We start from the raw sequence: 15,176 nt of genomic DNA on the forward strand, positions 1-15,176 counted from the left end.
TCATTTCCTTTCATTATAGCTAATCATGCAATCAATCATATCATCTATCGTGAATTGCTGTGGATAGATAATCCGTTGGAATCCATAGTATTTAGCTCGTTTCTCCGTCGTCGTTCCAATACAAACACAAACCGGCTCATGATGCTGCTGAGCTGTAGTTTCTAACATGTTATAGAACGCATCGACCGCTGAAGGGCTCGTAAAGGTAATGTAATCAAATGATACGGTATTCCAAGCATGCTCCAATTCCTGTTTTGCACATAATCGGAAATCTGTATCATAAATTTCAAGCGAGTCATAAGAAAGTCCTGCTTTAGAAAATTCCTCTAATAATGTATTCCTGGAGCGATTACCTCGAATGAACAAAACTTTCCCCGGATGCTCAAATTGTTGCAAAAATTCATTGGCCATCGTCTCCGCATTATATAGTGTTGGTACAAAATCAGCTTTAAAGTCATACGCTTGAAGAACCGCTTCCGTCTTATGTCCAACTGCAGCAAATTGTTGGGAAGCAAAACGCTCCATTTCAAATCCAATGGACTCCATATGGTTAAAAAAGCAATGTACCCCATTGACACTGGTAAAGAAAATCCAATCGTAATCCATCAGCTTTACTGTATCCATATCCTTCCAGACTTCTTGTTTACACACGACCTCAAGCAATGGAATTTCATAGGAAATACCCCCATTCCGGATAATTTGCTTTGAAAACGCTTGAGCCTGATGTGCAGCACGTGTAACCAAAACTTTCTGCCCTTTTAAACCTGCACGCATTATGCGTCTAGCTCCTTTTTGACCTGATCGATTATTTCTTTTGCCCCTTTTGAAAGCAACTTTTCAGCAGCTTTTTTTCCTGCTTCCTTTGGATCAGTATCCCTAACCGTTTCCTTTAGGATGGTTTTTCCGTCTGGTGTACCAACAAACGCAGAAAGAACGATATCGTTGCCATCCACTTGTGCAAATCCTCCAATTGGGACCTGGCATCCTCCTTCTAAGAGACTTAGGAATGTGCGTTCAGCAGTTACTGTTTTCCGCGTTTCCGAATCATCAATGACAGCAAGTAAGTCTTTCAATTCCTCGTCCGCTTCCCGGCATTCGATTGCCAGGGCCCCTTGACCTACAGCAGGAATGACTAGCTTTGGATCCAAGTATTCTGTAATAATAGATTCATCCATGCCAACTCGCTTTAATCCAGCAGCAGCGAGAATAATGGCATCATAGTCTTCTTCTTGGAGTTTACGTAGTCTTGTTTCAATATTGCCGCGTATCCATTGAATCTTAACATCCGGGCGTGCGGCTAAAATTTGTGAAGAACGGCGTAAACTACTTGTACCAATCACCGCACCCGCTGGCAACTCCATTAATTTCTCGCCGCTTTTGGATACAAGTACATCTCGATAGTCTGCCCGAGCTGGTATGGTTGAAATCATTAAACCAGATGGCATAATAGCTGGCATATCTTTCATGCTATGGACAGCAAAGTCAATCTCTTGATCATACATTGCTTGTTCCAATTCTTTTACAAACAAGCCTTTACCACCGACTTTTGATAGGGTCACATTTAATATTTGATCACCCTTGGTAGATATTTTGACCGTTTCAAACGGATTGGTTATACCTGCTTTTTGAAGCTCTCTGATTACCCATTCTGTTTGGGTAACAGCGAGATTACTCTTTCTCGTCCCTACTTGAATCTTGCGCATACAATATGTCCTCCTTTAATTAAAGTGGAAATTAGACAACGTACTAAATAAAAAGAAATTGATTAACAAGCAAAGAAATGCGACTGCATTATACATAGCAATTGTCTTGCCGCGATATCCAGCAAGCAACCGAAGCAGTAAATAAACACTATAAACAATTAATACAATAACGGAACCAAGCACTTTCATATCGAAAAAGTAAAATTCTGTCTCCGCTACAGATGCCCATACAAAGCCAAGAATTAAACCAATAAACAATATTGGTGTTCCAATCGTTATGGCTACAAAAGCTAATGAATCTAGTTTCTTTAAATCAGCAAAACGCCAGAGCCAGCGCAGACCACGTTTATCTTTTAGCATATAATATTGCATTTGGTACATGAAAGAGAACAAAAATGACAAGGTAAAGAAACCATACGAAATAATGGTAAGTACAATATGGGCTATAAGTACCTCATGTACAAGTTCAATACCAGTTCCTTGCATACCTTCTGCTCGGGATAAAATATGAACGAGAAGAATAAAGAAACTAAATATATTCGTAAACAAAATGATGAAATGCACGTGAAATATGCGATTAATTAATAACGAAAAGCTTACCAAAATCCAACTGTAGAAAAATAAACTATCCAAAACGGTTGCAAATGGGACAACCCCTTGCACAAATACTTGGATAACCAAATAAATTGTTTGCATAGACCAAACGATGCAAAGAAACCAGAAGGCGACCCGATTTGCCTTCCGGTTATGTTGAATAAAATCAATAAAATAACCAACCACACTAAGACCATAAATGATCAGAATGAGTTCGTAAAACCACTTTGCTTCATACATGTGTGAAACCCTTCCCGATTAGTCTTTCAATGGTGTACTAGCAAAGGAGTATGTGAGCTGTTTCCGAGGCTTGGTCTGCTTCGCTGTCCCAATTTTTATCGCTTGTTTATTTAATTCCTCTTCCACCTCAGCTTCGATACCAAAAATAGAGATGAAAAGATCTAACATCTGATCTGATTCTTTTGTTGCGGCCAGTTCTTTAACCTGAGTAATCGGTTCTCGTAATAGCTGGTTAATGATACTTTTCGTATGCTTACTTAATACTTTTCTTTCCCGCTCAGTTAAATCAGGCATTTTACGTTCAATACTCTCCATTGTTTGTGCTTGAATGGACAAGGCTTTTTGGCGAAGAGCTGTAATAACTGGTACAACTCCAAGTGTTCGTAACCAATCATTAAATGCAGCTTTTTCCCCAGGAATCAAAGCCGTTATTTTTGCAGCTGCCTGTTTTCTTTCTGCGAGATTTTCATCTACGATATGTTGCAGATCATCAATATCATATAAGAAGATACCATCTAGCCCCGCAATGGTTGGATCAATATCTCTGGGAACCGCAATATCAACTAGGAAGATAGGTTCTCCTTTTCTGGAACGACAAACAGACTGAAAATCATCTTTTGTTAAAATATACTCATCAGAACCTGTTGATGTAATTAAAATATCCGCTTCCTTTAATAAATCAGGAATACTTGAAATAGGTGCTGCCTCTGCATGAAACATAGCAGCTAGTTCCTTTGCCTTTTCAAAAGTTCTATTCACGACAGTAATATGAGTTGCCCCTGAACCATGTAGATTTTGTGCCGCTAACCGGCCCATTTCACCAGCACCAATTAAAACAACTTGTTTATGCTCTAAATTGCCGAAAATCTTTTTGGCCAGTTCTACTGCTGCATAACTCACTGAGACTGCTTTTTCACCGATGCCCGTATCATGGTGTGCACGTTTGGCGAATGAAATAGCTTGCTTAAACAACTCGTTAAATATCGTACCTGTTGTTTTATTTTCCTGTGCGGATAAAAAGGCATCCCGGACCTGACCCAAAATTTGCGTCTCACCCAACACCATAGAATCTAATCCACTAGCTAAATGAAATAAATAATCAATCGCTTCATCATTTTCATGGAATTCTAAATATCCCTCAAATTGGTCTTGCTCCATTTGAAACCAGTTTTGTAAAAATTGTTTAATGTAATAACGACCCGTGTGAAGCTGATCCACTACTGCAAAAATTTCTGTACGATTACAAGTAGACAAGATGACGTTCTCCAAAATACTCTTCTGTGTTTTTAACATCTGATTTGCTTGATGAAGTGAGTCATCAGAGAAGGCAAACTTTTCCCTTATTTCCACCGGTGCCTTTCTATAATTAAACCCAACCTTAATGATATGCACGTTATCTCTCCTCCAAATGACTAAGAGATTGCTTAAAAAAGTCAATAGTAATTATAATTATAACATATGAAAGCATCCCTATTATTTCACAATGTGACCAGTTTATGAAACAATATGGTACGATTATACGTATATTAATTATACTTGCTTTGGAAGCTACATATAAAAATAGATTACTTCCAAAAATTGGAGGGGTTATGTGAAACGTCAACATGCTTTTGCAGGCTATGTATTGGTCGGTTTGGGAGCCTTTTTTCTATTAAGACAATTAAAGGTACCCATTTTAACTAATTTTTATTCTTGGCCAACCTTATTAATTATTATAGGACTTGCATTTTTAATTCACAGCTATCGTTCAAAGGACTATCAACATTTATTTACTGGCACCATCCTGCTTGGTCTTGGACTACACTTCCACGGGTTGGAGCATTATTCTTTTTGGATTAACCATTGGGCCATGTATCCACTCATCGTTGGTATCGCATTCTTGGTTCGTTATACCAAAACCAAGCATGGATTGCTCATTGGTGCAGGACTTACTATTTTCTCTTTATTAATGGTTTATTCCGTTAAATTTCAGGAGACTTTCCAATGGATTCCTTCCCTATTTCAATTTCTGGAGACCTATTGGCCAATCGCGTTAATCATAGTAGGTATTTATCTGTTAACAAAGAAAAAATAGTCCGGTCAACGGACTATTTTTTCTTTTATAAGATGGAGCTTAAGAAAGCCTTTGTTCTTTCTTCCTGTGGATTGTCAAATATATCTTCAGCTTTTCCCCGTTCCACAATTCTTCCCTCATGCATATACACAACAGAATCTGACACCTCTCTGGCAAAGCCCATCTCATGTGTTACAACTACCATTGTCATTCCTTCGTTTGCCAGTTGCTTCATTGTGGTTAATACTTCACCAACCAACTCCGGGTCTAAAGCAGATGTTGGTTCATCAAACAGCATAATATCTGGTTTCATGGCCAAAGAGCGTGCAATGGCAACCCGTTGTTTTTGTCCGCCAGACAATTTATCAGGATACACATTTGTTTTATCTGCTAGACCAACCTTTTCTAGTAATTCCTTACCTTCCTTTATCGCAGTTGCACGTTTCATCTTTTTTACCTGAATGGGCCCTTCAATAACATTTTGTAATACTGTTTTATGTGGAAATAAATTAAAATGCTGAAAAACCATGCCAACCTTCTGACGTATCTGATTTAAATTTGCTTTTTTAGGGTCAATAGCTTCTCCCTCTATTATAACGGAGCCGCTATTTTTAATTTCTAAAAAATTTAAGCATCGCAGCAATGTACTTTTACCCGAGCCGCTTGCACCAATTAACACGACTACATCACTTTCGCCTACAGTTAAATCAATATCCTTTAATACATGTAAATCACCAAAATGTTTATTCAACTTTTCTACACGAATCATCTCTCTGCTTTCAGCCATGGAATCCTCCTAATCCCCAATCGCCAGTTTTTTCTCCGTATATCCAACTAGCATCGTTAAAATAAATACCAGAATTAAGTAATAAACGGCACCAATGATTAACCATGTCATGAAATCAAATGTGTTTGATCCCATTGTGGTCGACACATTGAATAATTCTGCCAGCCCAACAAATGCAGCTAGTGAAGAATCTTTTAAACCAATGATGAATTGATTACCTAATGGTGGTAATGCTCTTCTCAATGCTTGCGGCAAAATAATCCGTAGCATTGTTTGCCCGCTAGTCATTCCAATAGAACGCCCAGCTTCCGTTTGACCTTTTCCAATGGATTGAATGGCACCACGAAATATTTCCGCAATATAAGCGCCATTATGGAATGCTAGTCCTAATGCCGCAGACCAAAAGCCACTGATTTGAAGGGAACCATAGGATAATCCATAGTAAAAGATGAAAATTTGAACGATTAACGGCGTTCCACGTACAATAAAGATGTAAGCATTGGAGATCCAGACAAATGGCTTCACTCCAGATATTTTTAACAATGCAAAAAATAAACCTACAAATATCGCAATAAATATGGAAACAACGGTTAATTTTAAGGTTAACTTTGTAGCTTCATAAAACATACCTTTACTTGCGATTAATGTATCCCATAAATGACCGATATAATCTATAAATTCCAATCTTCAACGCTCCATTCCTATCGAATTAACAAGAAAAATAGTGCCCTTTGTCCCACGACAAAGGGCAAACTTTCCCATTGTATTTGTCGACGTTGTCTTACTCAGGTGCTTCAGTGATATCAGAGTCAAAATACTTTTCACTAAGTTCTTTTAGTTTTCCATTCTCACGTAATGTGTCTAACGCTTCATTGACAGCATCTAATAATTCAGGATTATCCTTGGAAATTGCAACTGCCTGTTCACTTCTTTCAATTAATTCTTTTCCTTCAATATCCAAGCCACTTCCAATTGCTTCCTTACCGGTTAAAAAGTCAGTAATTACTGCATCGTGATGTCCTTTTTCCAAGGCTTGTAATGCGACTACATCACTGTCATATGTTTTCACATTGTCTGTAACCTGTTCTGCGTATTCTGTGTAAGTAGATCCTTTCGATAAACCGATTTCTAAATCCTTTAGGTCCTCAAGTGTTTCAATATCACTATCTGGACGAACAAATATTTGTGCACCAGAATAATAATATGGTGTGGAAAAGTCCACATTTTCAGCACGCTCTGGTGTAATTGTGTGACTTGCTACAGCAGCATCAAATCTGCCGGTTTTCACGCCTTCAACAATTGCGGAAAACTTATAACGCTCTTGAGCTGCTTCTAATCCAAGTTCTTCTGCAATTGCCATCCCTACTTCAACATCAAATCCTGTCATGGTACCATCACTTTCTATATAGCTGAACGGTTTGAATTCACCAGATGAAGCAAATGTAAATGTTCCACTCTTCACCAATTCATAGGGTTGATCATGGTTCCCTTCATTACTTTCCGCATCGCTATCTTTGTCACTGCCACATGCAGCTAAAACAAAAAAGGATAGCAATAAAATTAATGCAAAATTCAGTTTTTTCACGTGTTAAACATCCTTCCTTCTTTCTATTTTTCCATATAAAATTGTCACTTGAATAAATAATAGCAATAATAAAGCATTTTCCATAATATCATTTGATCGTATATACCAAGCTTAAGTGACGTACTGAATTATATGATGAATATAACTCCATCATTCGTATGTATCCTTACAAATACGCACGTATCCTCTGTCATATGATTCTGTTAATTCTCATAAATAATATTCTGCTTCACAGGATGAAGGCTGTTCCTCGTAAAGGTAAGCTGTATAAATAAAAAAACAACACCCCTTTTTCAAGGAATGCTGTCATATAATTAATGATTTAAATAAGATCGAAGTGTTTCCCAGGCCAAATCCTTACCTTCTCCGGTTTCTGCTGAAAAAGGGATAATAGCATCCTCTTGCTGCATGTTTAATGCTTGTATCGTCCGATTTACATGCTTCATTCGCTTCCCCTTTGGAATCTTATCCATTTTTGTTGCGACAACGACTACCGGCAATTGAAAGTGCTTGAGATATGCATACATTTGAATATCGTCCTTTGTTGGCTCATGGCGAATATCCGTAACAAGCAACACTGCTTTTAGTGTTTCTCTTGTTTGGAAATATTCCTCCATCATGCCGCCCCATTTCTCTCTTTCTTTCTTTGATATTTTGGCATATCCATATCCTGGAACATCTACAAAATAAAAAGCATCATTTAATTTATAAAAATTTAAAGTCTGTGTTTTACCAGGTTTGGAGGAAGTCCGGGCTAAATTTTTTCGATTGATCATTTTATTGATAAAGGATGATTTACCAACATTTGATCGTCCAGCCAGTGCAATTTCTGGTATTCCTTCGGTTGGATACTGTTTTTGACTTACTGCACTGATTACAATTTCTGCTTTAGTTATCTTCATGCGTTTCCCCCACCAATGCGTGCTTAAGCACCTCGTCTAAGTGACTAACTGGAATAAATCGCAATTCATCCCGCACGCTTTTTGGAATATCATCGAGATCTTTTACATTTTCTTTTGGCATAATGATTGTAGAAATACCTGCTCTGTGGGCACTTAATGATTTTTCTTTTAATCCACCAATTGGCAGTACGCGTCCACGCAAAGTAATTTCACCAGTCATGCCAACCTCTTTACGAACTGCTCTCCCTGTTAAAGCAGAAACAAGCGCTGTTGCCATCGTAATTCCTGCCGAAGGACCATCCTTTGGTGTTGCTCCCTCAGGTACATGAATATGAATATCATATTTTTCATAAAAGGCTGGATCAATTTGTAATTCTTCAGCACGGGAACGAATATAGCTGAAGGCCGCTTGTGCGGATTCCCGCATGACCTCGCCCAGTTTCCCAGTCAGTGTTAATTTACCTTTTCCAGGGTAATGAGATACCTCAATGGATAGTGTGTCTCCACCCGCGGATGTATAGGCAAGACCTGTAGCTGCACCAACCTGATCCTCTATCTCCATTAAGCCATAACGAAACATGGGTTTTCCTAATAACTCTTCTATCGTTTTCTCGGTAACAATCACACGTTTTTTCTGACTTGATACAATAATTTTTGCTGTTTTGCGACATAATGTTGCTAACTGTCTTTCTAATCCACGAACTCCTGCTTCACGTGTATATCTCCGAATTAATTTTTGTAAAGCTTCATCACGTATTTGCAGACTGCCTTTTTGTAGTCCATTTTCTTTCAACTGCTTCGGTAATAAATGCTCCTTAGCGATATGAAGCTTCTCCACTTCTGTATATCCAGCAATTGAAATGAGCTCCATCCGATCCAGTAAAGGCCCTGGTATATTATTGACATAGTTTGCAGTTGCTACAAATAATACATTGGATAGGTCATACGTCTCTTCGATAAAATGATCACTAAAATTGCTATTTTGCTCCGGATCCAATACCTCGAGCATCGCAGAGGATGGATCCCCGCGAAAATCATTTGACATTTTATCAATCTCATCTAATAAAAAAACTGGATTTATCGTCTTGGCTTTTTTCATTCCTTGAATAATTCTTCCTGGCATAGCACCAATATATGTCCTTCTATGCCCTCTAATTTCAGCCTCATCTCGAATTCCACCCAAAGAAATGCGAACAAACTTGCGGTTAATGGATTTCGCAATTGACTTTGCCAGCGATGTTTTACCAACACCTGGGGGACCGACCAAACAAAGAATTGGACCTTTGATTGTCTCTGTCAATTTCTTTACCGCTAAGTACTCCAATACCCGCTCTTTCACTTTACTTAGTCCGTAATGATCTTGGTCTAGAATTTGCTGTGCTTTCGCAATTTCAATTGTATCTTCTGTTTTTTCAGTCCATGGCAGAACGAGCAGCCATTCCAAATAGTTTCGAATAACCGAGCTTTCTGCTGAACTTTGCGGCACTTTTTCATACCGATCCAGTTCCTTCAACGCAACTTGAAGGACACGGTCAGGCATTCCAGACTGTTCAAACTTCTCTCGCAAGTCTTCTATTTCACCATGCTTGCCGTCTTTTTCACCTAATTCTTTCTGGATGGCTTTCATTTGTTCGCGCAAGTAATATTCTTTTTGCGTCTTCTCCATTGAACTCTTGACGCGTTGCCCAATTTTCTTCTCTAAATCCATTACCTTTTTTTCATTAGAAATAAATTTAATTAGCTGCTGATACCTTTCTTTTATATCTACTGTTTCAAGTAGCAGTTGTTTCTCTTTTAGTTTTAAAGGTAAATGTGAAGCAATCATATCAGCTAGTCTTCCGGGTTCTTCAATATCAGATACAGTTGCAAAGGTTTCTTGCGTTTTCTTACGAGATAGCTTTAAAAACTGTTCAAACTGCTTTAACAGGGAACGCATTAAAGCTTCTTCCTCTGCTTGGTTAGCTGAGATTTCGTCTAATCTTTCTATTTCTACAATAAATTCTTCTTCCTCTTCCACATAACGCTTAATTTCACAGCGTTGCAGCCCTTCCACAAGCACACGTATCGTTCCGTTTGGAAGTTTTAACATTTGCTTTACTTTGGAAATCGTGCCGACTCGATAAATATCCTTTGGTTTAGGTTCGTCTAAGCTGACCTTTTTTTGTGCAGCCAAAAGGATTGTCTGGTTTCCCATCATTGATTTTTCCAAAGCTTGAATAGATTTATCTCTTCCAACATCAAGATGAAGAACCATGGAAGGAAAGACAAGTAAACCGCGCAAAGGAAGGAGGGGGAGTTGTTCGAAGTTGTTCGTCATCATTCGGACCTCCGTTGTGTATTTGTTCATTCTATTCTTGTACGTAAAATTGTACATATGTTCAGCTATGTTTTTTCAAAAAAACATAAAAGTATGCCAAACTTAGCATACGCTTTCAAGGTTTTATATATGTATATAGGCAGATTCATGCCAAAAACAATCGGGCACAATAATAAATGTTTCCCTCCATCGCCAATAAACAAACATGGATAGAGGTTCAACTGTAAAATTGATTGTGCGATAGTCATTATGTTTACCTTTTAAATAAGACTGACTCGGTTCCGCACTGCTTAACTGTCTGAACCCAGTTAAATAAAGCGTTCGCCAAGTCAGTCTCCATACATTTTTACCGTTTATGCACTTTCTTTTGGCAGTTTTTCGTTCTCTTCCTTAATTGTTCCATCATGGAATATTAATTTAGGACTGCCTGTTTCGGATACAACAGTTTCTTTCGTGATGACACATTTTTCAATGTCTTCACGTGATGGTAGTTCAAACATTACATCGAGCATAATACTTTCAATAATGGATCGTAAACCACGTGCACCAGTTTTTCTTTCAATTGCACGCTTCGCAATCTCCGTTAGTGCGTCTTCTTCAAACTCCAATTCAACATTGTCCATTTGAAATAACTTGGAATATTGTTTTACCAATGCATTTTTAGGTTGTGTCAATATTTGAACCAGTGCATCCTTATCTAAAGGTTCAAGACTTCCGATGATAGGCAAACGTCCGATAAATTCTGGAATCAAACCGTAACGCAACAAGTCTTCTGGCAACACTTTCGACAGCAGCTGACCAAGCTCTAATTCCTTCTCCTGTTCGTTCGCACCAAAACCAATAACCTTTTTACCCAGACGGCGTTTGATGATCTGGTCAATTCCGTCAAACGCACCACCGCAAATAAACAATATATTTGTTGTATCAATCTGAATAAATTCTTGATGCGGATGTTTACGACCACCCTGTGGAGGTACGCTCGCTACTGTCCCCTCAAGAATCTTCAATAATGCCTGCTGTACACCCTCTCCAGAAACATCTCTTGTAATGGATGGGTTTTCTGATTTTCTTGCAACTTTATCAATTTCATCAATATAAATAATACCTTTTTCGGCCTTTTCTACATCATAGTCTGCTGCTTGGATTAATTTAAGCAGGATATTTTCTACATCCTCCCCAACGTACCCAGCTTCTGTCAATGACGTAGCATCTGCCATGGCAAAAGGGACATTTAAGATTCTTGCAAGCGTCTGTGCCAGTAACGTTTTCCCGCTACCTGTTGGTCCAATCATTGCAATATTACTTTTGGCCAATTCGACATCATCAGTAGAAGTCATGGAATTAATCCGCTTATAATGGTTGTACACTGCTACAGAAAGATTCTTTTTAGCTTGTTCTTGACCAATCACATAATCATCAAGTATTTCACAAATTTCTTTCGGTTTTGGAACCTCTTTGAACTCAGATTCCTCTTCAGAACCCAGCTCTTCTTCTACGATTTCTGTGCATAGATCAATACATTCATCACATATATAAACGCCGGGTCCAGCAACAAGCTTTCTTACCTGTTCCTGACTCTTGCCGCAAAACGAACATTTCAATTGTCCTTTTTCTTCATTAAACTTAAACATTAATGTTCACCCCTAAAAATTTAGATCACCTTTGAATCCGAAACATCATGCAACATTCACTGTTATCATATCAGAACCCTTTTAGAAAACAAAATAAAACACATTACTTTCAGCTACTGATTTTACTATATCTACATCTGCCACCGATGACTTTGTTTTCGGTCTTCAGGATTTTTGGTTCATGTTTTTATTATGGAGCGTTTTAATGAAATGTCAACTAATCATACTTGTATTATATGTGAATAGATGAAATATAATCTTTAAATCAATACTTATGTACCAAGCATTATATGTTAAATATTTTGAAGTGATTATTACCCTGTGGTTACATCCTTTCCATGCCAGTATTGCAGGCATAAAAAAACAAGGTGTATCCATAACACCTTGTTTTTTACAGAATATTATTTTGTTTTGCTATGCTCAACTAAAAATTCAATTGCTTTTCTAAAAGTAAGATCCTGCTTCACAGCATCCACATTTCCACCAAGCATTTGTTTTAAATTGTCTACATCTGTATTATACATAGAAGACATTTTTTCTAGTTCTTCATTTATATCTTCTTCAGATGCCTCAATATTTTCAGCTTTTACAATTGCTTCCAATACAAGGTTTGTTTTAACACGTTTTTCAGCATCTTCACGCATTTGATCTTTCAACGCCTCTTCATCCTGACCAGAGAATTGGAAGTACATTTCTAAAGTCATACCTTGCATTTGTAGACGTTGTTCAAACTCGCGGAACATTTGATCCAATTCAGATTGAACCATTACATCCGGAATTTCAACTGTTGCGTTATTGGATGCAGCTTCAATAAGTGTCTCACGTGTTTGATTTTCAGCGGCCTGTTTCTTTTCAGCAGCTAGTTGTTCTTTTTTCTTAGCTTTTAATTCATCTAAAGTTTCCACTTCATCATCCACGTCTTTTGCAAACTCATCATCTAGTTCTGGTAATTCCTTCACTTTAATCTCGTGAATATTAACCTTGAACACTGATTTTTTGCCTGCAAGCTCTTCCGCGTGATAATCTTCCGGGAAAGTAACTTCAATTTCAGTTTCTTCATTCGCATTTTTACCAATTAATTGTTCTTCAAAGCCAGGAATAAATTGACCAGAGCCAATTTCCAAGGAATGATTTTCACCTTTTCCACCTTCGAAAGCTTCTCCATCAAGAAATCCTTCAAAATCCATAACGACGGTATCGCCTTCTTCAACAACTCCATCTTCTTTAAGAACAAGCTCTGCATGATGCTCACGCTGGTGCTCTAGTTCTTTGTCTACATCTTCATCTGTTACCTCTACGTCTTGTTCTTCCACTTCAAGCCCTTTATAATCTCCTAATTCAACTTCTGGCTTGACTGCAACTTTAGCAGTAAATACAAGTGTTTTACCTCTTTCGATTTCATCAATATCTACAGATGGCTGATCAATTGGCTCAATACCTGTTTCTTCGATTGCATTACGGTAAGCTTCAGGTAATACAAAATCAATCGCATCCTGGTATAAAGATTCAACACCAAAACGTTTTTCAAACATTCCACGCGGCATTTTCCCTTTACGGAAACCAGGAACTTGTACTGTTTTAACAACCTTTTTAAAAGCTTTATCTAAAGCAGTTTCAAATGCTTCAGGACTCACTTCTATCGTTAATACTCCTTCATTTCCTTCTTGTTTTTCCCATTTAGCTGACATAAAAATTCCCTCCAGAATCAATTCTGATATTTTATTTTTATATTTGTGTTGATTATGAGTATGCCGTAGAGAAGCAAATTTACAACCATCTTATTATAACATAATTCACTTTGCTTTCAAGCATTTGCGTGAATTGCTAATCCTCGATGACACTATTATATAAATGTGCACACATATTAATTTCATCTATGTATTGTTTAACCAAAGGATTCGAAACATGATTGATTTCCTTGGAAGTAAAACCTTGTTCAACTATTAATCGCAAAGCCTCCGCTATGTCTGAAGTATCCTTTGTCGGTGGCATAATCGGAAATCTAACATATGTATACTGATGCAATAGCTGCTTCAAGAGTTCATATTGAGTTGGATTCTTTTGTTCTTGATCGCGAATAGCTAATAGGATACGTTTGTAAGTGGGATGATCATGCATTTCATACTGTTCAATAGGCAAATCCTTCCAACTTAATCCTAGTTTTCTCACTTTAACTTGCTCTGGATAATCAATTTCCTGTAACCATTCAAATATCGACGTTTGTACAACTGGATGAATTTTTTCATCATTAAGCAATGAAATAATTTCATGTACTGGTGCAGCATGGATTTTGCGGATATTCTCCATTTGAAGCCATTGCTGACGAAAGTCTTCATGGGATATAGCTTCCCGAAACTTATCTAGATAAATCGAAGTTTTTTCCGTATCCAATTGCTGCTCCATTTTCTCGCTTAAGTTATACAATTGCATAAACTGCTCTTGTATCATTGGCGGCAGCTTCTCTTTCTCCAGTTCCAATTCCACTTGTTCCATTAAAAGACGATACTGATTCGTTTGGAATAATATCGTTAAATAAATATGTACATAATGATAATAATTTTCATCCTTTTCATGAATGACATCTTCACACAAATCCTGTGCTTCATCATAGCGACCAAGTTCCATCAAACAAATTAGCTTCCCAATAATAATTTCATGATTTACAATTTGATAACTCAGTAATTCATCCAGCTGTGCAAGGGCTTCATCGTACTTTTTTTCTTTCAACGCGGCAAGACTTTTTTCTTCTAAAGCATGGCGCCATTTCGGAAAAATAATTAGATTTTCATTTTCTTTGTCATGTTCCATAATGTCCCTCCTTTCTGATTTTTGTTTTACCTAAATGTTTAATATAAATACATTCCCGTAATTATAGTTTGTAAACTGAAATCCTTCAATATCCACGGATATTTTTTACAATCTCCATTTTCCCAAGAAGACATAGTTGCAATGTTATCGTTTATTTTACATACTTGTCCTTTCTTTAGCGAATTATAATTAACTGGACCATATATAATATTGGATAAAACAACACTGCTTCAATGGAGATAATAGAAACCAAATATTTTGAGATGTTTGGGTGTTTATCTTATATCGTATCCAGTTACTATCTTTTTAAGGCTCTTCATGTATTTTCCCAAAAATTAAAAACCCTACAAACTATATGTTTGCAAGGTTTTTCGATACGTCCCAGGCAGGATTCGAACCTGCGACCCACAGCTTAGAAGGCTGTTGCTCTATCCAGCTGAGCTACTGGGACAAATATGTATGGAGCGGGTGAAGGGAATCGAACCCTCATCATCAGCTTGGAAGGCTGAGGTTTTACCACTAAACTACACCCGCATGATAATTGAAAAGCTACCGT

Annotated in this window: 13 protein-coding genes and 2 tRNA genes; 1 reads left to right on the forward strand and 14 read right to left on the reverse strand. The window is 37.6% G+C overall.

Annotated features, from left to right (window positions below):
* From DX933_RS02750 to hemA, 4 genes are read right to left on the reverse strand one after another with little or no spacing between them, the layout of a single operon-like run.
* Nucleotides 1-774, reverse strand: coding sequence for a uroporphyrinogen-III synthase (locus DX933_RS02750; protein ID WP_123314956.1), 774 nt, complete (start codon nucleotides 772-774; stop codon nucleotides 1-3).
* Nucleotides 774-1,703 (reverse strand): hydroxymethylbilane synthase, encoded by a 930-nt coding sequence (gene hemC / locus DX933_RS02755; protein ID WP_123314957.1) that lies wholly within the window; start codon nucleotides 1,701-1,703, stop codon nucleotides 774-776. Before hemC ends, DX933_RS02750 begins: the two co-directional genes overlap by 1 nt.
* Nucleotides 1,704-1,718: 15 nt before the next feature.
* Nucleotides 1,719-2,537, reverse strand: a complete 819-nt coding sequence (ccsA, locus tag DX933_RS02760; RefSeq protein WP_123314958.1) for a cytochrome c biogenesis protein CcsA — start codon at nucleotides 2,535-2,537, stop codon at nucleotides 1,719-1,721.
* Between the two features lie 18 nt (nucleotides 2,538-2,555).
* The gene (gene hemA, locus DX933_RS02765) at nucleotides 2,556-3,929 is read right to left on the reverse strand and encodes a glutamyl-tRNA reductase (RefSeq protein WP_123314959.1); all 1,374 of its coding nucleotides are present in this window, start codon (nucleotides 3,927-3,929) and stop codon (nucleotides 2,556-2,558) included.
* Nucleotides 3,930-4,128: 199 nt separating this feature from the next.
* Between hemA and DX933_RS02770 the strand changes: the two genes are divergently transcribed.
* Nucleotides 4,129-4,611 carry a LiaI-LiaF-like domain-containing protein gene (locus tag DX933_RS02770; RefSeq protein WP_123314960.1) on the forward strand — a complete coding sequence of 161 codons (483 nt, stop codon included), beginning with the start codon at nucleotides 4,129-4,131 and terminating at the stop codon, nucleotides 4,609-4,611.
* A 25-nt stretch (nucleotides 4,612-4,636) separates the two neighbouring features.
* On the opposite strand, the gene DX933_RS02775 is transcribed toward DX933_RS02770, so the two are convergent.
* From DX933_RS02775 to DX933_RS02820, 10 genes are all read right to left on the reverse strand, one after another.
* A complete protein-coding gene (locus DX933_RS02775; protein ID WP_123314961.1) occupies nucleotides 4,637-5,377 on the reverse strand; it encodes an amino acid ABC transporter ATP-binding protein in 741 nt (246 codons plus the stop codon).
* A gap of 9 nt (nucleotides 5,378-5,386) precedes the next feature.
* The gene (locus DX933_RS02780) at nucleotides 5,387-6,004 is read right to left on the reverse strand and encodes an amino acid ABC transporter permease (RefSeq protein ID WP_123314998.1); all 618 of its coding nucleotides are present in this window, start codon (nucleotides 6,002-6,004) and stop codon (nucleotides 5,387-5,389) included.
* A 154-nt stretch (nucleotides 6,005-6,158) separates the two neighbouring features.
* On the reverse strand, nucleotides 6,159-6,962 hold the full coding sequence (locus DX933_RS02785) for a transporter substrate-binding domain-containing protein (protein WP_123314962.1): 804 nt from the start codon (nucleotides 6,960-6,962) through the stop codon (nucleotides 6,159-6,161).
* Between the two features lie 314 nt (nucleotides 6,963-7,276).
* The gene (gene yihA, locus DX933_RS02790) at nucleotides 7,277-7,864 is read right to left on the reverse strand and encodes a ribosome biogenesis GTP-binding protein YihA/YsxC (protein WP_123314963.1); all 588 of its coding nucleotides are present in this window, start codon (nucleotides 7,862-7,864) and stop codon (nucleotides 7,277-7,279) included.
* Entirely contained in the window at nucleotides 7,851-10,181 is a 2,331-nt protein-coding gene (lon, locus tag DX933_RS02795; RefSeq protein ID WP_123314964.1) for an endopeptidase La, read from the reverse strand. Before lon ends, yihA begins: the two co-directional genes overlap by 14 nt.
* 353 nt (nucleotides 10,182-10,534) lie before the next feature.
* Nucleotides 10,535-11,812 (reverse strand): ATP-dependent protease ATP-binding subunit ClpX, encoded by a 1,278-nt coding sequence (gene clpX, locus DX933_RS02800; RefSeq protein ID WP_123314965.1) that lies wholly within the window; start codon nucleotides 11,810-11,812, stop codon nucleotides 10,535-10,537.
* Between the two features lie 401 nt (nucleotides 11,813-12,213).
* Nucleotides 12,214-13,500, reverse strand: a complete 1,287-nt coding sequence (tig, locus tag DX933_RS02805; RefSeq protein WP_123314966.1) for a trigger factor — start codon at nucleotides 13,498-13,500, stop codon at nucleotides 12,214-12,216.
* A gap of 136 nt (nucleotides 13,501-13,636) precedes the next feature.
* Nucleotides 13,637-14,620 (reverse strand): tetratricopeptide repeat protein, encoded by a 984-nt coding sequence (locus tag DX933_RS02810; protein ID WP_123314967.1) that lies wholly within the window; start codon nucleotides 14,618-14,620, stop codon nucleotides 13,637-13,639.
* 377 nt (nucleotides 14,621-14,997) lie between these two features.
* Nucleotides 14,998-15,071: transfer RNA gene (locus DX933_RS02815), tRNA-Arg, on the reverse strand.
* 9 nt (nucleotides 15,072-15,080) lie between these two features.
* Nucleotides 15,081-15,154 (reverse strand) — tRNA-Gly (locus DX933_RS02820).
* Nucleotides 15,155-15,176: the final 22 nt, after the last annotated feature.

Source organism: Ornithinibacillus gellani (genome assembly GCF_003730295.1).
GTDB classification, from domain to species: domain Bacteria; phylum Bacillota; class Bacilli; order Bacillales; family Amphibacillaceae; genus Ornithinibacillus_A; species Ornithinibacillus_A gellani.

Bases quoted from the DNA above. Each gene is read 5' to 3' on its own strand.
- DX933_RS02810 (WP_123314967.1), bottom strand. From the start codon at position 14,620: ATGGAACATGACAAAGAAAATGAAAATCTAATTATTTTTCCGAAATGG.
- lon (WP_123314964.1), bottom strand. From the start codon at position 10,181: ATGACGAACAACTTCGAACAACTCCCCCTCCTTCCTTTGCGCGGTTTA.
- clpX (WP_123314965.1), bottom strand. From the start codon at position 11,812: ATGTTTAAGTTTAATGAAGAAAAAGGACAATTGAAATGTTCGTTTTGC.
- tig (WP_123314966.1), bottom strand. From the start codon at position 13,500: ATGTCAGCTAAATGGGAAAAACAAGAAGGAAATGAAGGAGTATTAACG.
- DX933_RS02775 (WP_123314961.1), bottom strand. From the start codon at position 5,377: ATGGCTGAAAGCAGAGAGATGATTCGTGTAGAAAAGTTGAATAAACAT.
- yihA (WP_123314963.1), bottom strand. From the start codon at position 7,864: ATGAAGATAACTAAAGCAGAAATTGTAATCAGTGCAGTAAGTCAAAAA.
- DX933_RS02750 (WP_123314956.1), bottom strand. From the start codon at position 774: ATGCGTGCAGGTTTAAAAGGGCAGAAAGTTTTGGTTACACGTGCTGCA.
- hemC (WP_123314957.1), bottom strand. From the start codon at position 1,703: ATGCGCAAGATTCAAGTAGGGACGAGAAAGAGTAATCTCGCTGTTACC.
- DX933_RS02780 (WP_123314998.1), bottom strand. From the start codon at position 6,004: ATGTTTTATGAAGCTACAAAGTTAACCTTAAAATTAACCGTTGTTTCC.
- ccsA (WP_123314958.1), bottom strand. From the start codon at position 2,537: ATGTATGAAGCAAAGTGGTTTTACGAACTCATTCTGATCATTTATGGT.